Source organism: Mucilaginibacter phenanthrenivorans (assembly GCF_024721155.1).
Classification (GTDB): domain Bacteria; phylum Bacteroidota; class Bacteroidia; order Sphingobacteriales; family Sphingobacteriaceae; genus Mucilaginibacter; species Mucilaginibacter phenanthrenivorans.
Genome location: NZ_JAHVAP010000007.1, coordinates 317,481 through 343,803, shown reverse-complemented (window position 1 = coordinate 343,803; position 26,323 = coordinate 317,481). Strand labels below are relative to the sequence as shown.

Below are 26,323 nucleotides of genomic sequence, written 5' to 3'. Positions count from 1 at the left end.
TTCTAATATTTATTTAAGAAATTAGTTTGCGTAACTTCGAAAACAATTTAATGCCGTGTCTATAAATTCTTGCTATTCCTTTGGGCAAATAAGCGATAGGATAGCAGCACAAGTAAAAATAAAAATTGCCCTTGTATAGGGTTTGCAATTCATTTATTGGATCAGCCTTGATAAAATCATTTTTGTAGTTTGTTCTAAATCTCAAAATATAATCAGGAAAAAAACCGATCAGTAAATTTCTATTTATCACTTTCTTTATCTTTTTAATCAATTCGGGACTTGCTGCTCTCGCTTCGTCTATAATTTTGTTAAAATTTCTACCGAATACTTTAAATAAATTATATCCCCCGGTATTATCCAATTCAACCCCTAACAAAACTGTATTAATAATTGCATTCTTGGGGGCGGAAATAATGGCTTCTAAAATAAATGGAACCTGCGGTAAACTTGTACCCAAATAGTTTAACATATATTCCCTATCCAGGTATTTTGTGTTTACAATATTTCCCGATATAAAGGTTATATAATAATGTACCTTCTTTATAAAGATTAAAGGATCCGAAAATTCTTCATAACTAAATTTGTCGGCATCCACACTATCTTTACTATTCTTATTATATCCAGAGCTCTTAAAATAAACATCTCCATAATCAGAGCCAGTTAGTAATTCTGTTAATAATTTCAATGAGCCTTCTAACAAAAAATCGTCATCCCCCAAGGCTAAAACATATTTACCCCGTGCTAATAAATAACATTGGGCTATGTTAAAGTCCATGCCCTTATTAACAGCATTCTTGAAATATTGTATATTTAAACCATCTTTTATATGCTTTGTTACAATATTTTCGGTATCGTCAATCGAGCAGTTGTCTGATACTATGACTTCAACGGGGAGATCATCATTTTTTAGTTGTTTAGATAAATAACTTAATGCTCTATCTAAAAATACCGATCTGTTATAAGTTGGTATTGCAATAGTCAATAATGGATTTTCAATTGTTGACATATGTTAACGTTCAATTAGATCCTGTCAATTCTGGTACCTCAGAATGCCATTCTATCTTTTTCCTCTTAAATATGATAAAAGCCCAAATCAAACTTATGCAAACAGTTAGAAATGTATAACTGGCAACAATACCCATCAATCCAAACATTTTTCCAAATCCTAATGTGGCCCCTGCCGTTAAAATTGCCAACACTATAGAAAAAACGAGAAAGGGCTCTCTTTTGTGGCATCTTAAATATGTAGCCCATGCCGATACCAATTGATTTACGAAGGTGGATAATGATAAAAGTATTAATGGTAAAATTGGCAAAAATCGATTTCCTATGCTCATTTTATGGCTTTTAAAAACAGCAATAACAACAACAAAACAAAACAAACATAAAATACAAATTAAACTTGCTTGCTTTAATGTTCTATTGAACACGTTATCCAACTCGGAGTAATTCTTTTTTGCAACTAAGCTTGAAAATAACGGAACCTTTGTATTTATCCAGCTTAAGGATATGGTTAATATCCCGGACAAAGCTGCCAGGGAAATTCCCATTTGGCCGGCTACTATAGGGCCATCAGTGGCAAAAAGTACAGGGTTAAATAATTGGTACATAAAATACCCGCTTATCCAACTCAATGCAATACGCCATTGATACGGGAATATTTCGTTGCGATAATGTATGGTCCATTCTTTTAGCTTATCCCATATAAAATATAGAAGTTTCCTTTTATAAGAGAAGAATATCCATATCGGTACCACAACAAATGACATAAACGATCCTATTGGACTTGCATAGAGTTTGCCCCCCAACGGCAACAGAAAAAAAAGAAAAAACAAATTAAGAACTTGTTGTAACAACTTAACCTGGGCTACTTCCTTAACCAATCCTAACCCCGAAAAAAAAGCCAAAATTGGTGATACCATCAGCAAACATGCTGTAGCCACTGATAAAACAACCCACGGCAGCTGCCAGCTTATCTGGGAATTTTTGCCATACTTGTTAAAGAAAACGTAGCCCGTAATTATTAATATAAAAATTAAAACAAACGAAATAACAGCAAACCACTTTACACAAAAGCGCAAAAGCGATGACAAACGTGATAAAGCCTCAGGAGATCCTTCCAACTCACTTTTGCTGGTCCAGGACAAATGGGCAACCTCGTGAGCAACAAATTGGGTTATGATATTTGAAAGACCTAATTCGAAAAATATTTGTATAGCTATTATACTGCTAAACGTAAAATAGTACCCTTGCTCAACATTGTTAAGATACCGTGCAATAAATACAATAGATATTGCTCCACCACCAGCCTGTAGTACACGGGCCAGCACTGTGTAAGCAATGGCCTGATCAATACCAAATCTTTTAAAAGTATTTCGAATAACAACAAGCATGTTACCCATTTAAATAGTCAGCTATTACTTTTTCTATATAATCATAGTGAACTTCATCTAACCCAGGCCACACACCCAGCCAAAAAGATCGGTTCATGATGATATCTGTGTTAGTTAAGTCGCCAACTACCCTATGTTTTGCGTCTGCATAAGCCGGCTGGCGAAGCAGGTTTCCTGCAAATAATAAACGGGTACCTATTTTATTTTCTTCCAGATGTTGAACCAGCATGTGTCTGTCAGCAGCATCCCCATCTCTAAGAGTCATCAAAAAGCCGAACCATGACGGATCGCTATTTGGAGTAGGTTCCGGCAGAATAAAAACATCTTCAAATCGCTTCATACGTTGATATAAAGCCTTATAATTCTGTTTCCTCTTTTCAACAAACCTATCTACTTTTCGTAACTGAGAAAGACCGATGGCAGCCTGCATATCGGTAACTTTTAAGTTAAAGCCAATATGTGAGTAAGTATACTTATGGTCATATCCATAAGGTAGTGATCCTAATTGTTGTGCAAAGCGGCAACCGCAGGTATTATCTTTACCTGGTTCACAATAACAGTCCCGCCCCCAATCTCTAAAGCTTTCTGCAAGCTTACTTAATACCGGGTTGTTTATTAAAACAGCCCCCCCCTCGCCCATTGTGATGTGATGGGCCGGATAAAATGAAAATGTAGATATATCTCCAAACGTTCCGGTCTTCTTTCCTTTGTAAGTAGCGCCCAAAGAATCACAATCATCTTCTACCACCCATAAATTATATTTTCGGGCTACTCTCATCACCTCATCCAGGTCAAACGGATTCCCTAACGAGTGAGCAATCATTATGGCTTTTGTCTTGGGTGATACGGCTGACTCAATAAGATCAGCTTTTACATTATGCGTCGCAATATCCACATCGATAAAAACAGGGATTGCGCCAAACTGAACTATTGGGTTTACAGTTGTAGGGAAACCCGCAGCAACTGTAATTACTTCATCACCGGGTTTAATTGCCCTCTCACCCAACTTTGGAGATGTTAATGCATAAAATGCTACCAGATTTGCTGATGAGCCTGAATTTACTAATAATGCTTTGGGGGCGCCAAAATAATCAGCGAATTCCTTTTCAAAAGCGTTTGAGAACCTTCCAGCTGTAAGCCAGCCGTCTGCTACCGCTTCCATACCAAGCATCAGATCGTCTTCTTCAATTATTTTACCTGTTACAGGAATATAGTTAACTCCTGGTACGCTAGGTTTAAATGTTTTTAAGTCAAAATCAATTTTCATAGGTAAACCTTTCTTTCTCTGTTTGAATTATTTTTTTCAATGCTTGTGTTATATCATATTGAGGTTTCCATCCCAATTTTTTCAATGGATCTATATTTGCATACGAATCCTCTATTTCTCCATTCCGAACTGGTATTGCGCCAAAGTTTAAAATAGCTTTAGTTTCAGTCATTTCAGCAATACCATTAACAAACTCTTTAACACTAATAGATTGCCCAGTGCCTACTTCAAATTCATGGTATCCGCTAAGAAGACTATTCTCTTCTATAATAGTTATAAAAGCATTAACAACGTCATCCACGTAAATAAAATCCCGTTTTTGTAAGCCTTCAGTAAGCAATATTTCCTTTTCGTTTCGGAGGGCTTGCTTAAATATACTGGTTACAAATTTCTGTTCAGAATCATTTTCTCCATACAAATGCTCTATTCTAAGATTTACTATGCCAAGTTCTGAAGATACCGTTTGCAAAAGCCCTTCCAATATTCTTTTTGATGATGTATAATTATTTAAATACTGTAAATTGAATTGACTTTTACCAAAAAATGTATCGGTATTTACAAACAGCTTAAGTTTATGCTTTAAACCGGCTTCAATAAGCTTTAATGGAAAAATAACGTTGGTTTCAATAATTTGTGATAACGGTTTTTGTCTTCCATATTCTGTAGCTGTGTGTAATATTGCTTCAATATCGTGTTGATCAAATAATAATTGTATATCCCTTTCCAGATTACCTTCCGAAATAAAAGCTTTGTAACTTTCCCGCAAATGTTTAATTCGCCATGTATCGGAGTTTGCCCGCAAAAACACCACAGGTGTATAACCTTTTTTAATAAGCAAATCCAGCAAATGGCTGCCTAAAAAGCCGCTGGCACCCGTTACTAAGATTTTCCTTATATCGCCCATTCAATTTTCTTTTGTATGGCTTTATTTGTATATAATTTTATTTGTTCCACCCTTTTTGAAAGAATATCGTTAGCTGAAATATCATCTTTATAACCGCTTACTGTAAAATCGGCAGTCTCATCAAATGATAATACAGGCCGCCAGTTTAAATAATTTACAGCTTTTGATATATCTAACTTTAACAAAGTCGCCTCATGAGGTTTAACAGCATTTTCAGGGATTTCATAGCCTCCTGTACTGTCAATTAAAAGCATTTTATCAATAAGGTCTTTTACTGAATAGTTCGCAGTGTCCTCGGGCCCAAAATTCCACCCGCCAACATATTTATCACCTTTCTCATAAAGTGATGCCGCCAGGCACAGATACCCACTTAACGGCTCAAGCACATGCTGCCAGGGCCTGGTGGCATGAGGATTTCTTATAGTAAGTTTTTGTCCTGCTTTAAATGCCCTGAAATAATCAGGAACTATACGATCTTTAGCCCAATCACCTCCTCCTATAACATTCCCTGCCCTGGCAGAAGCCACGAGGCAGTGGCTATTATTAAAAAACGAATGTAAGTATGAGCTGGTGATAAGTTCTGCACATCCTTTCGAGGCGCTATAAGGATCCTTTCCACCCATTGGGTCATTTTCCCGGTACCCCCAAACCCACTCTTTATTGTCATAGCATTTATCGCTGGTTACGTTTATGGCCACCTTAACTGAAGGGGTTGTACGAACCGCCTCAAAAAAATTAATTACCCCCATCAGGTTTGTTTCAAATGTTCCAACCGGATCGCTATACGAAAGCAATACCAGTGGCTGTGCAGCAAGATGAAAAGCAATATCCGGCTGAATTTCAGCAAAGTATCCTGTAAGCTTAGCTCCATCTCTTACATCCCCTTCGAAATGATTTATCTGTTTTGCCAGGCCTGTAGTAACAAAATTATCTTGATCTGAATATGGGGGTAAGGCATATCCATAAACTTCGGCGCCTAATTCCTTAAGCCATATAGCTAACCACGACCCTTTGAAACCAGTATGTCCGGTTATTAAAACTTTTTTTCCGCTAAAGATATTATTAAAGCCCATATTACCAGGTTTTCCATTTAGCATTATTGTTTAACCAATCAGTTTCAAGCTCCTGCTTATCCCTTAATGTATCCATAGGCTTCCAAAAGCCGTCATGTTCATACGCGGTCATTTGTCCATCAAGCGCAATTTTTTCCATAGGGTCTCTTTCCCATATTGTGCTGTCACCCTCAATATAGTCGAAAACAGCGGGCTCGCAAACAAAAAATCCTCCGTTTATCCATGCCCCATCCCCCTTGGGCTTCTCCATAAAAGAGTGAACACTTTTGTCATCATTGATATTTATGGCGCCAAAACGTCCTGACGGCTGAACGGAAGTAACTGTACAATATTTACCTTTCTCCTTGTGATATTTGGCCAGTTCTGTAATATTTACATTGCTTACTCCATCACCGTAAGTAAGCATAAAAGTTTCGTTACCAATATGGGATTGTATTCTTTTAATCCGCCCCCCGGTCATTGATTCATTACCTGTGTCAACCAAAGTTATGGTCCATGGCTCTGCCTGACTGTCATGTACTTTGATAGAATTGTCTTTCAAGTTAATAGTTACGTCTGATTTATGCAAAAAGTAATTGGCAAAGTATTCTTTAATTATATAACCCTTATAGCCTAAACAAATTACAAAATCATTAAATCCATGGGATGAATAGATCTTCATAATATGCCACAAAATAGGCATACCTCCAATTTCAACCATTGGCTTGGGCCTTAAGATGGTTTCTTCTGACAATCGGGTTCCTAACCCGCCGGCTAATAAAACTACTTTCATTATGTTTCTCTATTATTAAATGTAAATCTTTAAAAAACAGCAAGTTGGACATTATCCGACAATGGATATCCGCAACACAATAAGCACTCGTCTTTTGCCAGTTGCTCAGGTATCCTTTTTAAACCTATCATTTTAACATTGCCACGCAATATTTTTGCCTTACAAAGCATACAACTTCCTGTTTGGCAGGAATAATCCAGATCAACCAATGCGTCCAATCCAGCGTTTAGTATGCTATTGCCTTTTGTAACTTCAACTTTTGTTCTATCCCCGCCCTTTACAATCTCGATAAACTGCGTAGTGATATCCTCAAAATCTGTCAAGTCCTTCACAACCTCAAAATCTTCAGTTAATACATTCTCATCCGGCACTGAAAATTTATTTAAAACATTTCGTACAGACTCCTTTAGACCTGCTGGCCCACATATATAATGAATTGTTTCACTAAGATTAGTTTCATTTTTCATTACCGAGAGAACCGTTTCCGGGCTTATCCTACCCTGGATTACATTGGTATAGCCTTCAACAAGACTTAATTGGGTATGAAAATGCCAGGTATCAAAATCCTTTTGAAATTCTCGTTCCAATGCGAATATCTGATCTTTAAATATAACGGCCTCTGTGTTTCGGTTACCGTAAACCAATATCACCTTATTGCCCGTTTTATTGTGCAAGATATATTTAGCAATCGAAATCAGCGGTGTTATACCACTACCGGCTCCCCATAAAAAGATGTGCTTATCAGCACCTATTTGTTCCGGATTGAATGTAAACTCGCCCATGGGAGGAAAAATCTCAACCACGTCATCAATCTTCACAAAATCATTTATGTGATTTGATACGATACCGCCAGGTACACGTTTTACAGTTACGCATAAGTATTGATCAACGCCAGGGGCCGATGAAAACGAATAAGGCCTTATATACTTGCGTCCGTTTATTCTAAATATTAATGTAAGATATTGCCCTGGTAAATATTTTATTTTTTTTAACCCCGGCTGTTTTAGGCACAATGTTACTGTGTCGGAATTTTCCCTTATTATTTCGGCTATTTTTAGAGTAAAAGTCAACATTGTTTTAATTCAACCAATACATTAAAGCACAATTAACTATTCTGCCAGTTTTAAAAAATCTTTATTCGCTCTCTTAGAAAAAAGTATAAGAATAAATAAAAATTATGCTTAAGCATGTTTCTTTTTAAAAAGCTTGCTATACCACTTCTCCTTTGTTTTCGTATCCTCACCATAACCGTAGCCATAGCCGTAACCATACCCGTAGCCATAGCCGTAACCACCGTAGTATCCAGCTTTTTTAAATTCAATATCATTCACAACAAGATATGCCCGCTTCAATTTATTAGTAGCAACAAGGTCATTTACAATACCCAGTTGTGATTTTAATGTATATTTCTGTCGAATTATATACAATGTAATGTCTGCATACTTTTCAATTATTAACGCATCCGAAACCATTCCAACTGGCGCACTATCAATTATAATGTAATCAAACCGAGCCTTTAATTTCTCTATCAAATCACCTAATTTCTCATTTAATAATAGTTCGGAAGGGTTAGGAGGTATGCCACCAGAACTAATAATAAAACAGTTTTCAACAGATTCAATCGGTTTTAATATGGAATCAATATCAAGTTTGTCAGATATGATATAGTTGGAAAATCCGTTAGATTTATCAAGACCCAAATTTTCAGATAATTTAGGCTTACGTAAATCCAACTCAAGAAAAACAACTTTCTTTCCACTTAAAGCAATAACACTACCGACATTCAATGATATAAAAGATTTTCCTTCACCACTCATACTTGAAGTAAGCAAAATTACCTGGGATTTATTTGAACTTAACAGATATTGTAAATTAGTTCGTAAATCACGAAATTGTTCCGAGATAATTGACCTTGATTTGTTTTCAATAACCATTCCGCTGCTGTCTGGATTATGACTTATTTCGCCAACAATGGGTATTTTCGAATACGCTTCAATATCGTCTTTAGAAATTATCCTAATATTAAACAATTCTTTAAGAGAGAGAAATCCCAGTGGAAGTAAAAAACCCGAGGCCAAAAACAAAAGTGCAATAAAATTTACTTTAGATTTATCGGGCTCATAAGCACTTTTAGCTGGATCTATAATTCTGGCAGTAGAAATCGTAGACGTTTTTGAAATAGCTGTTTCTTCTCTTTTTTGCAATAAAAAAACGTATAAGTCTTGTTTTACAGTTTGTAACCTGCTAAAATCTAAAAACTTCCTCGATAAAGCAGGTACACTTTCTATTTTCCCATTAAATACTTTGTTTTGAGATTGGAGGTTATCCTTGCTTACTATTAACGATTGGTAATAAATATCTAAATTTTTGAGAATGGTTGTCCTAAAACCGTCAATCTGTGAATCTAAACCTTTAATATATGGATTATCATCCGTGACAATCAAACTCTGTTTATCTCTTTCGAGTAATAATTCATTATAGGTACTAATAGTTTTTGATAAAGCATCACTTTGAATAGACAAAGTAGCAGGTATAATTTTTTTGTTATTGGGGTTGTTTAGATATTTTTTCAAATCCTGAACAACCGAAATCTGTACATCAAGTGTGCTCAATTGTTTTTGAAAATCACTTGAAGCATCAATTAATGCCTTCGATTGCTCATCAACATCCGCAATTTTATTTTCTTTTCTAAACTGTTCAAAGTTTGTCTCCACACCCGACAATTCCTTATCAACCAGATCTAATCGATTCTTAATAAAAGCAAGGGTACTATCAGCAATTTGAACCTTATTTGATATATTATCTTTTAAATAAACGTCCATAATTTTATTTAGAATAGCTTCACCCTTTTTCGAATTAGGATATTGTAGGGCCAAATCAATGGTTGTCGTTGTCTTACTTGATAGACCAATTTCGAGTGCCTTTGACAAATTCTCAACCGCCTTATCTGCCGATAAAATAGCTATAGTATATCCTAATTTTTCTATAGGACGGTTTGGTTTTAAAGTGAAAGTTAAATCATAGCCATTAAGATGGATAACCTGGCCAAAGCTGGCATTTATATTAATGTCATCTCCGCTATTTGTTAAATTCAATTTATCCCCTTTAATATTTAATTTATACTCTTTGGTTTGAATGGAATCTAATTTATGAGTGATTGCAACCGAAAAAGGGGCCTCATCGTATAATTCAACCGATCTTAAATTTTCATTCCTGTATATGATAAGATCAAGTTGCATATCGTTAACAACTTCACTTACTACACTCCTGGACTTAAGTATTTCCGCTTCATTTTCAGCATTGTTGGGAACGCCCAATAGTGAGGATATATCAGTTAAAGCGCTTAGTCCACTCCCTGCGCCGCCCGACGAACTGCCCGGTTTGTCATCAGACACAAGTATCATTGCATTAATTTTATAATTTAAGGTAGAATAATGCCTGTAGAAATATCCGACAATACCAAATAGTAGAACGCAAATCAAAAATATCGGCCAATTCGAAATAATCTTCGTTAAAAAATTTTTGAAATCAAATTCATCGTCTTCTTGCTGATTTTGAAATGCCTGATTTTGAGTTATTGGATTTTGAGTACCCATTACAATTAAAAATTTCCCTATAAATTAAAAAACACTTAATGATAGTATATGCCCGGTATACAATGTTAAAAACTGCTTAGTAGTTCTTGAGCTTATTATCACAAAATTAATTTGCTATTTCCTTGTTGCAATAATGATTAAAATAGATAAAACAGAAGCTGCCAAAGTTATATACTTTGCCTGAGAGGCATCTGTTGCGTCGGACTTCGCTTTTCTAGGCTCTACATAGATCACATCATTTTGACGAAGATAAAAATACGGCGCTGACATAATATCGCTCCTTTTTAAATTGATCCTATATGGTGTCTTGGAGCCATCTGAATTCTCCCTAATTAGTAGTACATTTTCTCGTTTGCCAAATATTGTCAAATCTCCTGCTAATGCTAACGCGTCTAACACACTCACCTTTTCATTAGGCATAACATATACACCGGGTTTTAATACTTCACCAGTAACACTAATTTTAAAATTTGCAAACCGCACAATTACAGTGAGATTTTTATAATATTTCAATGCTGCCTCATTTATTTTCGCAGTGGCTTCCGATGTTGTTAAGCCGGCTACTTTTATTTTCCCGAGTATTAGTACTTCAATTTCGCCATTCTTATCGACCAAATAACCTGAGGATACCTGTTGGCTTGCCGTTGCCAAACTACTCGAACTTAGCGATGTACCTGTACTTGAAACAGGAACGTTTCCTAAATTGATTACAGCAGTGTTTTGCGGATCAATAGTTGAAACAATAACAGTTAAAATATCGTCAACTTTTATTACTGGTGGAGTATATTCAACTTTAGCAATTGTTTTCAGTTGCCCAGAATCTGGAATATCCTGAAAATATTTAATTTTCTTAACAGATGAACAGGAGACAATTGTGAATGACAGGTATAAAACCGACGCAAATAAACAAAATCTCTTAATTAAAGATTTCCTCATGTATTTATAATTAATGTTTCTTAATAGCAGATAAATAGTGATGCAATATAGTAATTTGTATTTTTTATAACAACTAAAAATTTATTTTTTTTAATTAATGAGCCAAAATTCTAATTAATTATCAATAAATGTGGCTTAATATTAATAAATTATGAATTTAAGCCTGCCCAACCGTTCCTCCAAAATTCATAGGAAATCCCGAAGGTTCCTGCTGAATTTTTATACGCCCGTTCACTGCTTCAAACTTTTCAAGGTTGTCTTCCAACGCAGTCAAAAGGCGTTTGGCATGCTCAGGTGTTAAAATTATTCGTGATCGCACTTTTGCTTTTGGCACTCCGGGCATCACACGTATAAAGTCAAGCACAAACTCAGAACTTGAATGTGTAATTATGGCAAGGTTTGAATAAATACCTTCAGCAATTTCTTCTGAAAGTTCAATATTCAATTGATTCTCGTTTTGTTCTTCCATCTTTCAAAAATAACAAAGCTTGTCATTTAAATGTAAGCTTTCTCTAAATTTAACTCTCTGTTTAATTTATTATAATCTCCCATCAACAATATCACGGTCAAGCACTGCTTTAGTATCAAATATTACAGTTTTATTGTTACTGTATTTACTTAAATCAAGTTCAATGAACTCCACATGCGATACTGCCAATATGATGGCATCGTATAACATACCATCATCCGCTATTGTTTTAAAATTTTTGATTATTTCGATCCCATATTGCTTTTTTACTTCATCTGCATTGGCGTGAGGGTCGAAAACATCAACAGTCAGGCCAAATTGATTCAGTTCGTTATATATGTCAATAACCTGAGAATTACGTATATCCGGGCAGTTTTCCTTGAACGTTATCCCCAAGATAAGCGCCTTTGAGCCATCAATCTTATGCCCTTTTTTTACCATTAATTTAATCACCTTATTGGCTACAAAAACCCCCATATTATCATTAACCCTGCGGCCTGAAAGTATAACCTGAGGATGATAGCCTAATGATTCCGCTTTGTGAGCGAGGTAATATGGGTCAACGCCTATACAATGGCCCCCAACTAAGCCTGGTTTGTATTTTAAAAAGTTCCATTTTGTTCCGGCGGCCGCCAAAACATCATTGGTATCAATACCTATCAGGTCAAAAATCAAAGCCAGTTCATTTACAAAAGAAATGTTAACATCCCGTTGGGCATTTTCAATGGCCTTCGAGGCTTCAGCAACCTTTATACTTGGCGCCTTATAGGTTCCTGCTTCAATTATAGAGCCGTATAGATCATCAACATAGTCGGCTATGGCTGGTGTCGAGCCGGAGGTTACTTTTATGATCTTTGTTAAGGTGTTAATTTTGTCTCCCGGATTGATGCGCTCGGGCGAGTATCCGCAAAAAAAATCCTCGTTGAATTTTAAGCCTGAATACTTTTCTAACACAGGTACGCAGTCATCCTCCGTGCAACCCGGGTAAACAGTAGATTCATAAATCACTATGTCATTTCTCTTTAACTTCCCCCCTACTATCTCTGACGCATATAACAATGGTTTCAAATCCGGCGATTTAAAATGATCAACAGGTGTCGGCACAGTAATTATAAAAGTATTGCACGCGCTCAGATCCTGAAGATTTGAAGAAAAATATAGCCCCCTATTTAAAACGGCTGACGTCATCACCTTGTTCATTTCCTCAACGTCAGCCTCGTTGGTATAATCTTTACCCCGCAGTAAATCATTTATTCGATCTTTTTTAATATCGAATCCAACAACAGCATACTTCTTTGCAAATTCAATTGCAAGGGGAAGCCCAACATAGCCTAAGCCAATTATCGCAATTTTAGAATTTACCGGGTCAAATTTCTCCATCCTTATAAGGTGCAATCTATATTTTTTACAAACACAGTCATATACCAACTAGTCGGTATATTTCAAATATTTTGGCTAAAATAACAAAGCCTTCCCGTTTTAATGGGAAGGCTTTTGTTATTATTATAAGTTTAATCTGCTTATGCTTCTATTTCCTCAGTTTTTGAAGCCATCAGGCGGTCAAATTCTTCCTGAGAACCTACGCGGATATTTTCATATTCACGTAAACCTGTTCCTGAAGGAATAAGGTGACCCACAATAACGTTCTCCTTTAAACCAAGCATTAAGTCCTTCTTACCTGCAATTGCAGCTTCGTTCAGAACCTTTGTAGTTTCCTGGAACGATGCAGCCGAGATAAACGACTTAGTACCTAACGAAGCCCTTGTAATACCTTGCAGCATTGGGCTTGAAGTTGCAGCAATAGCGTCACGTACTTCAACTAATCTTAAATCCTTACGTTTTAAGATTGAGTTTTCGTCGCGTAATCTTCTTACTGATACTATCTGACCTGATTTCAAGCTTGTTGAATCACCTGGTTCAGTAACAACCTTCTTGTCAAAGATATCGTCATTTTCCAGCATGAAATCCCAGCTGTCAACTGCTTCCCTTTCAAGGAAACGGGTATCGCCGGCATCTTCAATAGCTACCTTCTGCATCATCTGGTGAACGATCACTTCAAAGTGTTTATCGTTGATCTTCACACCCTGTAAACGGTAAACTTCCTGTATACCATTCACCAGGTATTCCTGCACTGCAGCAGGGCCTTTAATAGCAAGGATGTCAGCAGGAGATATTGAACCATCAGACAATGGCATACCAGCCTTCACAAAGTCGTTATCCTGTACCAGGATGTGTTTCGACAATGGAACAAGGTACTTTTTAACCTGTCCGTCTTTTGATTCAATGGTGATCTCACGATTACCACGTTTAACACCACCTAAAGTTACCACACCGTCAATTTCAGTTACTACAGCAGGGTTTGATGGGTTACGTGCTTCAAATAACTCGGTTACACGTGGCAAACCACCTGTAATATCCCGGGTTTTACCGGTTGAGCGAGGGATTTTAGCAATAACCTGTCCTGTTTGTAGTTTTTCACCTTCTTCAACAGCAATGTGAGCTCCTACAGGAATGTTATATCCTTTAATGATATTTGCTTTATTATCAGCAACCTGGATAACCGGGTTCTTAGTTTTATCTCTCGTATCGATAATTACCTTTTCGCGGTGACCTGTTTGCTCATCTGATTCTTCACGGAAGGTAATACCTTCCAATACAGCCTCAAACTTGGCAACACCTGCAAATTCAGATATAATTACCGCGTTATATGGATCCCATGAACAGATCCGGTCACCTTTGGTGATCTTGCTGCCATCCTTCACATATAAGTAAGCACCATATGGGATGTTGTTGGTTACAATAACTTTATTTGTACCTTCTTCAACAATGCGGAACTCACCTGAACGGCCCAATACAACTTCTACCAAACCCTCTTCGGTTTTGTATTCAACTGTACGAACGTTTTCAAACTCGATAATACCATCGAACCTTGCGTTGATCTGTGATTCAGCCGCGATGTTTGATGCGGTACCACCCACGTGGAATGTACGTAACGTTAACTGTGTTCCCGGCTCACCAATCGACTGTGCAGCAATTACACCAACAGCTTCACCTTTCTGCACGCGTTTGCCGCTTGCAAGGTTACGTCCGTAGCACAATGCACATACACCGCGTTTGCTTTCGCAAGTTAATACCGAACGAATTTCGATACCCTCTAAAGGAGAGTTCTCGATAGTTTTACCAATTTCTTCAGTGATGTCCTGACCAGCCGATACCAATAATTTATTAGTAATAGGGTCGAGTACATCATGTAAAGAGGTACGGCCTAAAATACGGTCATACAATGGTTCAACAATATCCTCGTTATCTTTTAATGCAGTTGTGTAGATACCTCTTAAAGTACCGCAATCAACTGTACCTACGATCATATCCTGGGCAACGTCATGCAACCTACGGGTTAAGTAACCAGCATCCGCTGTCTTTAACGCCGTATCCGCCAAACCTTTACGTGCACCGTGAGTTGAGATAAAGTATTCCAATACCGACAAACCTTCTTTAAAGTTCGAAAGGATCGGGTTTTCAATGATCTCACCACCTGAACCTGATTTCTGAGGCTTAGCCATCAAACCACGCATACCTGCAAGCTGACGAATCTGCTCTTTAGAACCGCGCGCTCCGGAGTCAAGCATCATATATACAGAGTTGAAGCCCTGGTTATCATTCGAAAGGATGTCCATCACATTCGCAGTTAAGCGGTTGTTGATACGGGTCCAGATATCGATGATCTGATTGTAACGCTCATTATTTGTAATGAAACCCATGTTGTAGTTACCCATTACCTCTTCAACTTGTTTAGAAGCTGTTTCGATGAGTGTAACTTTTTCAGCAGGGATATTGATGTCTTTCAGGTTAAATGATAAACCACCCTGGAAGGCCATTCTGAAACCTAATTCCTTAATATCATCAAGGAATTGGGCAGCGCGTGCCATACCGGTAATTTTCACCACTTCACCAATGATATCACGCAGTGATTTCTTGGTAAGCAACTCATTTATATAACCTACTTCAACCGGGACATGTTGGTTAAACAACACGCGGCCAACGGTAGTATCAATAATTTTGCTAACTATATGCCCGTCACGTTCTTTGATCATTCCTTTTACCTTAATAAAGGCGTGCAGGTCAATCTTGCGTTCGTTATAAGCTATAATTACTTCTTCTGCAGAATAGAATGTTAAACCTTCACCTTTTACAACGCGATCAGCATCTGTTTTACGGCCTTTGGTTATGTAGTACAAACCCAGCACCATGTCCTGAGATGGAACGGTAATAGGTGTTCCGTTAGCAGGGTTAAGGATGTTGTGCGATGCAAGCATTAATACCTGGGCTTCCAAAATTGCTGCGTTACCCAGGGGTACGTGAACAGCCATCTGGTCACCGTCAAAATCCGCGTTAAAGGCGGTACAGGTTAACGGGTGTAATTGAATCGCCTTACCTTCAACCAGTTTTGGCTGGAAGGCCTGGATACCTAACCTGTGCAGCGTAGGCGCACGGTTTAATAATACAGGGTGGCCCTTCAATACGTTTTCCAAAATGTCCCAAACTAATGGGTCTTTACGGTCAACAATCTTTTTGGCAGATTTTACTGTTTTAACTACACCACGCTCAATCATTTTGCGGATGATAAATGGTTTAAACAGCTCGGCAGCCATATCTTTTGGTAAACCACACTCGTGTAATTTAAGGTTAGGACCTACAACAATTACCGAACGGGCTGAATAATCAACACGTTTACCTAATAAGTTCTGACGGAAACGGCCTTGTTTACCTTTCAGGATGTCTGAAAGTGATTTCAAAGCGCGGTTACCTTCGGTTTTAACCGCGTTTACCTTACGTGAGTTATCGAACAACGAGTCAACAGCTTCCTGTAACATACGTTTTTCGTTACGTAAAATAACTTCCGGTGCTTTTATCTCGATCAAACGTTTTAAACGGTTGTTACGGATAATTACACGACGGTAAAGGTCATTTAAGTCGGACGTTGCAAAACGACCGCCTTCCAATGGCACTAACGGACGCAATTCAGGCGGGATAACCGGAACGATCTTAACGATCATCCACTCAGGGTTATTTTCAATCCTTGTTTTTGCATCACGGAAAGCTTCAACAACCTGTAAACGTTTCAAAGCTTCGTTTTTACGTTGCTGTGAAGTTTCGTTAGCAGCCTGGTGACGTAAGCTAAATGAAAGTTCATCAAGGTTAAGGCGTTTTAACAACTCCTCTAAAGCCTCGGCGCCCATTTTAGCTACGAATTTTTGCGGATCCTTATCATCCAGGTACTGGTTTTCCTTTGGTAAGGTATCCAATACGTCAAGGTATTCTTCTTCTGTAAGGAAATCCATTTTGTTGATTCCGTCAGCCTCTTTAATACCAGCCTGGATTACTACATAACGTTCGTAGTAAATGATTAAGTCAAGTCTTTTTGTTGGTAAGCCCAATAAGTAACCAATTTTATTTGGTAACGAGCGGAAGTACCAGATGTGCGCAACAGGAACCACCAGATTGATGTGGCCCATACGCTCACGACGCACCTTCTTTTCGGTTACTTCAACACCGCAACGGTCGCAAACAATACCCTTGTAACGGATACGCTTGTATTTACCGCAATGGCACTCATAATCTTTAACCGGACCAAAAATACGCTCGCAGAATAAACCATCACGCTCAGGCTTGTAGGTCCTGTAGTTAATGGTTTCAGGTTTTAAAACTTCACCGCTTGAACGCTCAAGAATAGATTCCGGGGAAGCTAAACTGATGGTAATCGTGGTGAAATTACTCTTGATTTTATTATCCTTTTTGTAAGACATAGTCTCCTTTGTTTTTAATGATTGAATTAGCGAGTTAGTGAATTAGTGAGTTTATCACCGTTTCTTTTTGGAATGAGTGAATTAACAATTGATTGGCTCAATCACTAATTCACTCCTTCACTAAATCTCTAATTATTCCAACGTGATATCCAAGCCCAAACCTCTTAATTCATGAACCAATACGTTGAATGATTCAGGAACTGATGGTGTTGGCAGGTTTTCGCCTTTAACAATAGCCTCATAAGTTTTGGCACGGCCGATAACATCATCCGATTTAACGGTTAATATTTCCTGCAGTATGTTCGACGCACCGAATGCTTCCAGTGCCCAAACTTCCATCTCACCAAAACGCTGACCACCAAACTGGGCTTTACCACCCAATGGTTGTTGTGTAATTAATGAGTATGGCCCAATTGAACGTGCGTGCATCTTATCATCAACCATGTGGCCCAGTTTCAGCATGTAGATGATACCTACAGTTGTTTGCTGGTCAAAACGGTCGCCTGTTAAGCCATTGTATAAATAGGTACGGCCTGATTCAGGTAAGTTTGCCTTTTTAACCCACTCTTCCACTTCTTCATGGCTTGCACCATCAAAAATCGGGGTAGCGAATTTAATTCCAAGCTCTTTACCAGCCCAACCTAATACAGTTTCGTAGATCTGACCTAAGTTCATACGTGAAGGTACACCCAGCGGGTTCAACACAATATCAACCGGTGTTCCGTCTTCAAGGAAAGGCATATCCTCGTCACGTACAATACGTGCAACAATACCCTTATTACCGTGACGGCCCGCCATTTTATCACCCACTTTAAGCTTACGCTTCTTAGCGATGTAAACTTTAGCCATTTGTACGATACCTGATGGCAACTCATCACCTACGCTGATAGCGAATTTATCACGACGGTAAGCACCCAATTCCTCATTCAACTTAATGTTGTAGTTATGAAGCAAGGTTTTTATCTGGTCGTTTTTATCATCATCAGTTGTCCATTTAGTTGGGTTGATATTGTCATAGCTAAGCTCAACTAAAATCTTTTGGGTGAATTTTACGCCCTTAGGTACATGCAGCTCTTTGTAAACGTTGTAAACACCTTGTGATGTTTTGCCGTTCACAATCTCAAATAACTTCTCAATCAAAGTATTTTTAAGATCTTTTACTGCTTTATCATGCTTGTTATCTAATTTCTCTAACTGTGCTTTTTCTTCAGCTTTTGAAGTTTTCTTAGCACGGCTAAATAATTTTGTATCAATAACGACACCTGCGATAGATGGCGGAGTTTTCAATGATGCATCTTTAACATCACCTGCCTTATCACCAAATATAGCACGTAACAGTTTTTCTTCCGGCGATGGGTCAGACTCACCTTTTGGAGTGATCTTACCAATCAGGATGTCACCTTCCTTAACCTCGGCGCCAACACGGATGATTCCGTCTTCGTCAAGGTCTTTGGTGGCTTCTTCTGATACGTTAGGGATATCCGGTGTTAATTCTTCCTCACCACGTTTTGTATCACGAACTTCAAGTTCAAATTCTTCAACGTGAAGAGAAGTGAATATATCCTGCGATACTACGCGCTCAGATATTACAATCGCATCCTCAAAGTTATATCCCTGCCAAGGCATGAACGCCACCTTCAGGTTACGACCTAATGCTAATTCACCTGCTTGCGTTGCATATCCTTCGCAAAGCACCTCTCCCTTTGAAACTCTCTGGCCCTTCTTAACGATAGGCTTAAGGTTCATGGTAGTGCTCTGGTTAGTTTTCTTAAACTTGGTTAAGCGGTAGCTCCTGCTATCACCGTCGAAAGAGATCAAACGATCAAGATCATTACGGTCATATTTAATTCGGATTTCGTTAGCGTCAACGTATTCTACCACACCATCGCCTTCGGCGTTGATCAGTGTACGTGAATCCTTAGCCACACGACCTTCCAAACCGGTACCAACAATAGGAGCTTCGGGGCGCAATAAAGGCACTGCCTGGCGCTGCATGTTCGATCCCATCAATGCACGGTTAGCATCATCATGTTCCAGGAACGGAATTAATGAAGCCGCGATAGATGTGATCTGGTTTGGCGCGATGTCCATTAAATCAAGCCTTTCAGGCTCAATGATCGGGAAGTCACCTTCAAAACGTGCTTTTACCTTAGGTAATGCAAATACACCCTTATCATCATAATGGGCATTTGCCTGGCCTATTGTCTTGCCATCCTCATCCTCAGCAGAAAGATAGATAACATCTTCCTGAACCTGTACCTTACCGTCAACCACACGTTTGTATGGCGTTTCAATAAAGCCTAAGTTGTTGATCTTTGCGTGTACGCAAAGTGAAGAGATCAAACCAATGTTCGGTCCTTCCGGAGTTTCAATAGTACATAACCTGCCGTAGTGAGTATAGTGTACGTCACGAACCTCAAAACCTGCACGCTCACGTGACAGACCACCGGGCCCTAAGGCTGACAGACGACGCTTGTGCGTGATCTCTGCCAGTGGGTTGGTTTGGTCCATAAACTGTGAAAGCTGGTTTGTTCCGAAGAACGAGTTAATAACTGACGACAATGTACGTGCATTGATCAGGTCGGTCGGTGTGAACACCTCGTTGTCACGAATGTTCATACGCTCACGGATGGTACGGGCCATACGTGCTAAACCAACACCAAACTGTGCATACAATTGCTCGCCAACGGTACGAACACGACGGTTTGACAAGTGATCAATATCATCCACCTCAGCTTTTGAGTTGATTAATTTGATCAGGTATTTAACAATCGCGATAATATCCTGCTTGGTTAAAACCTTAGTCTCATCAGAGGTTGACAGTTTTAATTTACGGTTGATGCGGTAGCGGCCTACATCACCCAGGTCATATCTTTTATCAGAAAAGAACAAACGGTCGATGATACCACGGGCAGTTTCCTCATCAGGTGGTTCAGCGTTACGTAATTGACGGTAGATATGCTCAACCGCTTCTTTTTCTGAGTTTGAAGTATCCTTCTGTAAAGTATTGTATATAATAGTATAATCGCCGCTGGTAGCTGCATCTTCCTTGTTCAGGATGATGGTTTTTACACCTGCATCGATGATCATATCGATATGATCGTCTTCAAGCACAGTTTCGCGTTCCAGGATGATTTCGTTACGGTCGATAGAAACAACCTCGCCGGTATCTTCGTCCACAAAGTCTTCAACCCATTTCTTCAATACCCTTGCAGCAAGCTTACGGCCGATGAACTTCTTCAGGCCTGATTTGCTAACCTTTACCTCGTCGGCTAATTCGAACAACTCTAAGATGTCTTTATCAGAGTCGTAACCAATTGCGCGCAATAAAGTGGTTACCGGGAATTTCTTTTTACGGTCGATGTACGCATACATCACGTTGTTAACGTCGGTAGCAAACTCAATCCATGATCCTTTGAAAGGGATAACACGGGCAGAGTATAATTTAGTACCGTTGGTATGACGGCTTTGGCCGAAGAACACACCAGGTGAACGGTGTAACTGTGATACAATTACACGCTCAGCGCCGTTGATAACAAAGGTACCCTTAGGTGTCATGTAGGGAATAGTTCCCAGGTACACATCTTGTACAATAGTTTCAAAATCTTCGTGTTCCTCGTCATTACATGACAGGCGAAGCTTGGCTTTTAAAGGCACACTATAAGTTAATCCGCGCTCAATACATTCTTGTATATCATAACGTGGCGGATCAATAAAGTAATCAAGAAACTCTAATACGAAGATGTTTCTTGAATCGGAGATAGGAAAATTTTCAGCAAACACTTTAAACAAACCTTCTTTATAGCGGTTGTCTGAGGTAGTTTCCAATTGAAAAAATTCCTGGAAAGATTGCAATTGCACATCAAGGAAATCGGGATAATCCAATACCTTTCTGCTGGTTGCAAAATTTACTCTTTGATTAATTTTGTTTGCCAAGGGAATAAAATTTTAGTTTATTAATAAACTGATGTAGGTGTTTTCGGTAGATGCTGAGATTCAGATTATTACCAGGTATAACCAATTAACAATAACCTGAACTATATAAACAGCAATAGACCCCGACCAAAAAGGTCGGAGTCTGATGCTATATTGGTATGGGTTAACTTATTTAACCTCAACTACTGCTCCGGCTTCTTCTAATTGTTTTTTCAGAGATTCAGCTTCTTCTTTAGTAACACCAGTTTTTACTTCTTTAGGTGCACCATCAACTAAGTCTTTAGCTTCTTTCAAACCAAGGCCGGTTAAGTCTTTTACTAATTTTACAACTGCTAATTTAGCGCCACCTGCTTCTTTCAGGATAACGTCAAATGCTGTTTGAACAGCTTCAGCAGCAGGGGCGTCATCGCCACCAGCAGGAGCAGCAGCAACAGCAACAGCTGCAGCAGCAGGCTCAATACCATACTCGTCTTTTAAGATCTGAGCTAATTCGTTTACTTCCTTTACTGTTAAGTTTACCAACTGTTCAGCAAACGCTTTTAAATCCGCCATTTTATTTTAAATTTTACTTTTAATGCTTTTTGTTTAATATCGAACTTTAAGGTGTTCGGTTAACCTCTTTCCTGTAATGTTTTTACAACGCCCGCAAGGATGTTTCCGCCTGATTGCAGTGCAGAAATAACATTCTTGGCTGGTGATTGCAATAATCCAATGATCTCTCCAACCAGTTGCTCTTTTGATTTCAATGCAATCAAAGTATCGATCTGGTTATCACCAATAAATATTGATGAATCAATGTAAGCTGCTTTTAAAATTGGTTTTTCACCTTTTTTCCTTAACTGCTTGATCAGCTTTGCCGGAGCAGTTGCTGATTTTGAGAAAAGAATTGATGAAGAACCTTTCAAAACGTCAAACATTTCGGTATAATCGTCACCGGCAGCTTCCATAGCTTTTTGAATAAGGCTATTTTTTGCTACTTTCATTGTAATGTCGCTTTCGAAACATTTACGGCGAATGTCATTGATTTTTGCAACCGTCAAATTTGAAGTATCGGTGATATAAAAATTACCGTACTCTTTCATTTGCTCAGTAAGGGCGATTACTAATTCGTGTTTTTCTTCTTTATTCATGATTTAGATCCCCGCTACTGTTTTGGTTTCAATTTCAATTCCAGGTGACATTGTTGAAGAGATATGAATACTCTTAAAATATGTTCCTTTTGCTGCTGAAGGCTTTAATTTTGAAATGGTTTGCAATACTTCCAAAGCATTTTCATAAATTTTATCAGCAGGGAAAGATACTTTTCCTATTGAGGCATGGATGATACCGGTCTTATCAACCTTGAAGTCGATCTTACCACCTTTTACATCAGTTACAGCTTTTCCAACTTCTGGAGTTACTGTTCCTGATTTAGGGTTTGGCATAAGGTTACGCGGGCCTAAAATACGACCTAAACGACCTACCTTTGCCATAACACTAGGCATAGTGATAATGATATCAACGTCAGTCCATCCACCTTCAATTTTGGCAATATAATCATCCAAACCTACATAATCCGCACCTGCATCCTTTGCTTCTTGTTCCTTATCAGGAGTACAAAGCACCAATACACGTACAGTTTTGCCGGTTCCATGAGGTAAGGTTGCGATACCACGTACCATTTGATTGGCTTTACGCGGGTCAACACCTAAACGAACATCAATATCAACAGATGAATCAAATTTGGTATTAGTAATATCTTTTACCAAAGATGTTGCATCCTGTAAGGAATACGCTTTGTTTGCCTCAATTTTGGACACTGCCACTTTTTGATTTTTTGTTAATCTAGCCACTGTCTTAAACTGATTTGTATAAATTAATTAATTCCAGGGAGCCGTACCTGATACGGTTATTCCCATACTACGGGCAGTACCTGCCACCATTTTCATGGCTGATTCTACAGTAAATGCATTCAGATCTACCATTTTATCCTTGGCTATAGTCTCAACCTGGCCCCAGTTTACACTGGCTACCTTTTTACGGTTGGGTTCAGCCGAACCACTTTTTAAACCGGTTGCTTCCAATAACTGGATTGCAACAGGAGGGGTTTTGATGATAAATTCGAAAGATTTGTCAACATAAACAGTAATCAAAACAGGCAACACTTTTCCAGCTTTATCCTGGGTGCGTGCATTGAACTGCTTGCAAAACTCCATAATGTTCACACCTTTTGCACCCAATGCAGGGCCAATTGGAGGAGATGGATTTGCAGCGCCGCCCTTTACCTGTAGCTTTACCATTGCACCGACTTCTTTTGCCATTTTTATTTATTTAATTTGTAACTCAATGTTAGTAAGTGGAAGCTAAGTAACATTTAAGATTTTGATGATTTTGGATTTCGGATGTTCCATTTCGGATTTATCACCTTTTAAAACAAAATCTAATATTTTATATTTAAAATTTCCGACATCGAAAATCCGACATCCGAAATTCTTTTACTCTTTCTCTACCTGCATGTAATTCAATTCGAGCGGCGTACGGCGCCCGAAAATCTTTACCATTACCTTTAGTTTTTTCTTTTCTTCATTAACCTCTTCAATCACCCCGCTAAATCCGTTGAAAGGTCCGTCCATCACTTTAACACCCTCACCTATATAATAAGGCACATTCATGGTTTCACCCTGTGCTGTCATTTCGTCAACCTTACCTAAAATACGGCTAACTTCAGAAGGGCGCATCGGGATGGCATTACCCGCCTTATCGCCTAAAAATCCTATAACACTATTTATGTTCTTAATAATGTGCTCAATTTCGGCATCAAGCTGAGCTTCCATCAACACGTAACCCGGAAGAATATTGCGTTCTTTTGCAATTTTCTTACCGTCGCGCATCTGGTAGTATTTTTCTGTTGGGATCAATACCTGGGGAACCAGGTGTGTAATACCCAAACGGCTGATTTCAGCGTCAATATATTGCTTAACCTTCTTTTCTTTGCCGCTTATAGCCCGTACCACATACCATTTTAACTGATCACTCATCTGTTTATACTATATATTAGGTTAGTGATTTATAAAACTGATCAAGCAAAAAGTGTATGCTCTGATCCATCAACAATATAATTAACGCAATGATAAGCGCCGCAACCAATACCAGGATTGAGCTGTTTTGCAGATCTCTCCAGGTTGGCCAGGTTACCTTTTGGGTTAACTCTATGTAAGATTCCTTAATATATTCGGATACGTTAGCCATTTTTATTTACTGTGTTATGCACGGGAACAAGGATTCGAACCCTGATCAAAGGTTTTGGAGACCTCTATTCTACCATTGAACTATTCCCGTATGTAACCCCTATTCTCCAAAGGGTGTTTATTTATTAACAAAGTACTTAGCTAAAAAGCTAAGTACTTTGCGTTAAATTAACCATAACCTAACCTTGTTTTCGCCTGTTGGCGAAGCAAGTGGTTATTTCAATATTTCAGTTACCTGGCCGGCACCTACTGTTCTGCCACCTTCACGGATAGCGAAACGTAAGCCTTTTTCCATTGCGATAGCGTTGATCAGCTTTACAGTGATGGTAACGTTATCACCTGGCATAACCATTTCTACACCTTCAGCCAATGAAATCTCACCGGTTACGTCAGTTGTACGGAAATAGAATTGCGGACGGTATTTGTTGAAGAATGGAGTGTGACGGCCACCTTCTGCTTTTGATAATACGTAAACTTCTGCTTTAAAATCAGTGTGCGGGTTTACAGAACCTGGTTTGCAAATAACCATACCACGACGGATATCAGTTTTTTCAATACCACGTAATAATAAACCTACGTTGTCACCTGCTTCGCCACGATCAAGGATCTTGCGGAACATTTCAACACCAGTTACAGTTGATTTTAAGTTTTCAGCACCCATACCAAGGATGTCAACTTGCTCGCCTGAGTTAATTACACCACGCTCGATACGACCAGTTGCAACAGTACCACGACCAGTGATCGAGAATACGTCTTCAACAGGCATCAAGAATGGAAGATCAGTTAAACGAGGAGGAATTGGAATGTAGCTATCAACAGCATCCATTAATTCCATAATTTTTTCAACCCATTTCGGATCGTTATTTAAGCCACCAAGTGCAGAACCTTGAATAACAGGAATATCATCACCAGGGAAATCATAGAATGATAATAATTCGCGGATTTCCATTTCAACTAATTCTAATAACTCAGGATCATCAACCATATCCACTTTGTTCATGAATACAACTAATGAAGGTACACCTACCTGGCGTGCTAACAGGATGTGTTCGCGAGTTTGTGGCATCGGACCATCTGTTGCAGCCACTACTATAATCGCACCGTCCATTTGTGCAGCACCTGTAACCATGTTTTTTACATAGTCAGCGTGACCCGGACAATCTACGTGAGCATAGTGACGGTTTGCAGTTGAATACTCAACGTGCGCTGTGTTAATAGTAATACCACGTTCTTTTTCTTCAGGAGCTGAGTCAATTGAATCAAATGAACGAGCTTCTGACAAGCCTTTATCAGCTAATACTTTAGTGATAGCTGCGGTAAGGGTTGTTTTACCGTGGTCAACGTGACCGATTGTACCGATGTTTAAGTGCGGTTTACTGCGGTCAAACTTTTCTTTTGCCATGATTATATTTAATTATTTGTAGGTTAATTTATACTTAAAAATGTATTCTATTATATGCTTATTATAATATTGAGCCAACAATGGGATTTGAACCCATGACCTCTTCCTTACCAAGGAAGTGCTCTACCCCTGAGCTACGTCGGCTAATTTCGATCTCGGATTTCGGATGTTCAATTTCGGATTTACACCCTTGTCAACAATTTACCCGGCACCCAGCCATCTTTTTTAAACGTCCGAAATCGAAATTTCGAAATCCGACATATCATTGAGCGGAAGACGAGGTTCGAACTCGCGACCTATAGCTTGGAAGGCTATCGCTCTACCAACTGAGCTACTTCCGCTTTTTAATTAAATGAGTGAATTAGCGAGTTAGTGATTTATTGAATTATAAAATTCAACCACCAACTCACCAATTCATCCCTCACTAATTGTTTTTGTGGGGGGAGAAGGATTCGAACCTTCGTAGCCGAAGCAACGGATTTACAGTCCGTCCCATTTGACCGCTCTGGTATCCCCCCATTGTTTATTCCGGACTCGTAAT

At 38.7% G+C, this 26,323-nt stretch carries 20 protein-coding genes and 4 tRNA genes; all 24 read right to left on the bottom strand.

All coding sequences use genetic code 11. The features are described from left to right. Positions 1-13: 13 nt before the first annotated feature. Positions 14-1,006: a glycosyltransferase family 2 protein gene (locus KXD93_RS18890; RefSeq protein WP_258138904.1), complete on the bottom strand. Its 993-nt coding sequence runs from the start codon at positions 1,004-1,006 to the stop codon at positions 14-16. Positions 1,007-1,016: 10 nt separating this feature from the next. Then, the gene (locus tag KXD93_RS18885) at positions 1,017-2,393 is read right to left on the bottom strand and encodes a lipopolysaccharide biosynthesis protein (protein WP_258138903.1); all 1,377 of its coding nucleotides are present in this window, start codon (positions 2,391-2,393) and stop codon (positions 1,017-1,019) included. A 1-nt stretch (position 2,394) separates the two neighbouring features. After that, positions 2,395-3,660, bottom strand: a complete 1,266-nt coding sequence (gene rfbH / locus KXD93_RS18880; RefSeq protein ID WP_258138902.1) for a lipopolysaccharide biosynthesis protein RfbH — start codon at positions 3,658-3,660, stop codon at positions 2,395-2,397. Continuing rightward, positions 3,650-4,564 (bottom strand): NAD-dependent epimerase/dehydratase family protein, encoded by a 915-nt coding sequence (locus KXD93_RS18875; RefSeq protein WP_258138901.1) that lies wholly within the window; start codon positions 4,562-4,564, stop codon positions 3,650-3,652. The genes rfbH and KXD93_RS18875 overlap by 11 nt, the downstream gene beginning before the upstream one ends. Continuing rightward, positions 4,552-5,661 (bottom strand): CDP-glucose 4,6-dehydratase, encoded by a 1,110-nt coding sequence (gene rfbG, locus KXD93_RS18870; RefSeq protein WP_258138900.1) that lies wholly within the window; start codon positions 5,659-5,661, stop codon positions 4,552-4,554. The genes KXD93_RS18875 and rfbG overlap by 13 nt, the downstream gene beginning before the upstream one ends. Further along, the gene (rfbF, locus tag KXD93_RS18865; RefSeq protein ID WP_258138899.1) at positions 5,639-6,409 is read right to left on the bottom strand and encodes a glucose-1-phosphate cytidylyltransferase; all 771 of its coding nucleotides are present in this window, start codon (positions 6,407-6,409) and stop codon (positions 5,639-5,641) included. The genes rfbG and rfbF overlap by 23 nt, the downstream gene beginning before the upstream one ends. Before the next feature lie 29 nt (positions 6,410-6,438). Then, positions 6,439-7,482, bottom strand: coding sequence for a ferredoxin--NADP reductase (locus KXD93_RS18860; RefSeq protein ID WP_258138898.1), 1,044 nt, complete (start codon positions 7,480-7,482; stop codon positions 6,439-6,441). 108 nt (positions 7,483-7,590) lie between these two features. Further along, positions 7,591-10,005 (bottom strand): GumC family protein, encoded by a 2,415-nt coding sequence (locus KXD93_RS18855; RefSeq protein WP_258138897.1) that lies wholly within the window; start codon positions 10,003-10,005, stop codon positions 7,591-7,593. A gap of 114 nt (positions 10,006-10,119) precedes the next feature. Beyond that, on the bottom strand, positions 10,120-10,941 hold the full coding sequence (locus KXD93_RS18850) for a polysaccharide biosynthesis/export family protein (protein WP_258138896.1): 822 nt from the start codon (positions 10,939-10,941) through the stop codon (positions 10,120-10,122). Positions 10,942-11,098: 157 nt separating this feature from the next. Continuing rightward, a complete protein-coding gene (locus tag KXD93_RS18845) occupies positions 11,099-11,410 on the bottom strand; it encodes a DUF3467 domain-containing protein (protein ID WP_258138895.1) in 312 nt (103 codons plus the stop codon). 69 nt (positions 11,411-11,479) lie between these two features. After that, on the bottom strand, positions 11,480-12,790 hold the full coding sequence (locus KXD93_RS18840) for a nucleotide sugar dehydrogenase (RefSeq protein ID WP_258138894.1): 1,311 nt from the start codon (positions 12,788-12,790) through the stop codon (positions 11,480-11,482). A gap of 140 nt (positions 12,791-12,930) precedes the next feature. After that, the gene (gene rpoC, locus KXD93_RS18835; RefSeq protein ID WP_258138893.1) at positions 12,931-17,217 is read right to left on the bottom strand and encodes a DNA-directed RNA polymerase subunit beta'; all 4,287 of its coding nucleotides are present in this window, start codon (positions 17,215-17,217) and stop codon (positions 12,931-12,933) included. Between the two features lie 132 nt (positions 17,218-17,349). Beyond that, a complete protein-coding gene (gene rpoB / locus KXD93_RS18830) occupies positions 17,350-21,153 on the bottom strand; it encodes a DNA-directed RNA polymerase subunit beta (RefSeq protein ID WP_258138892.1) in 3,804 nt (1,267 codons plus the stop codon). Positions 21,154-21,321: 168 nt separating this feature from the next. Continuing rightward, positions 21,322-21,705 (bottom strand): 50S ribosomal protein L7/L12, encoded by a 384-nt coding sequence (gene rplL / locus KXD93_RS18825; RefSeq protein WP_073405423.1) that lies wholly within the window; start codon positions 21,703-21,705, stop codon positions 21,322-21,324. Positions 21,706-21,764: 59 nt separating this feature from the next. Beyond that, positions 21,765-22,283, bottom strand: coding sequence for a 50S ribosomal protein L10 (gene rplJ / locus KXD93_RS18820; RefSeq protein WP_258138891.1), 519 nt, complete (start codon positions 22,281-22,283; stop codon positions 21,765-21,767). A gap of 3 nt (positions 22,284-22,286) precedes the next feature. Beyond that, the gene (rplA, locus tag KXD93_RS18815) at positions 22,287-22,985 is read right to left on the bottom strand and encodes a 50S ribosomal protein L1 (RefSeq protein ID WP_258138889.1); all 699 of its coding nucleotides are present in this window, start codon (positions 22,983-22,985) and stop codon (positions 22,287-22,289) included. 27 nt (positions 22,986-23,012) lie between these two features. Further along, a complete protein-coding gene (rplK, locus tag KXD93_RS18810; RefSeq protein WP_258138888.1) occupies positions 23,013-23,453 on the bottom strand; it encodes a 50S ribosomal protein L11 in 441 nt (146 codons plus the stop codon). A gap of 174 nt (positions 23,454-23,627) precedes the next feature. Continuing rightward, entirely contained in the window at positions 23,628-24,170 is a 543-nt protein-coding gene (nusG, locus tag KXD93_RS18805; protein ID WP_258138887.1) for a transcription termination/antitermination protein NusG, read from the bottom strand. 16 nt (positions 24,171-24,186) lie between these two features. Then, complete coding sequence (secE, locus tag KXD93_RS18800; protein ID WP_258138886.1) at positions 24,187-24,381, bottom strand: preprotein translocase subunit SecE; 195 nt, start codon at positions 24,379-24,381, stop codon at positions 24,187-24,189. A gap of 19 nt (positions 24,382-24,400) precedes the next feature. After that, positions 24,401-24,471: transfer RNA gene (locus KXD93_RS18795), tRNA-Trp, on the bottom strand. A 123-nt stretch (positions 24,472-24,594) separates the two neighbouring features. Next, the gene (gene tuf / locus KXD93_RS18790; protein ID WP_258138885.1) at positions 24,595-25,782 is read right to left on the bottom strand and encodes an elongation factor Tu; all 1,188 of its coding nucleotides are present in this window, start codon (positions 25,780-25,782) and stop codon (positions 24,595-24,597) included. Positions 25,783-25,854: 72 nt separating this feature from the next. Beyond that, a tRNA-Thr gene (locus tag KXD93_RS18785) sits at positions 25,855-25,926 on the bottom strand. Between the two features lie 124 nt (positions 25,927-26,050). Continuing rightward, positions 26,051-26,123, bottom strand: a tRNA-Gly gene (locus tag KXD93_RS18780). Between the two features lie 96 nt (positions 26,124-26,219). Beyond that, positions 26,220-26,300 (bottom strand) — tRNA-Tyr (locus KXD93_RS18775). Positions 26,301-26,323 lie beyond the last annotated feature (23 nt).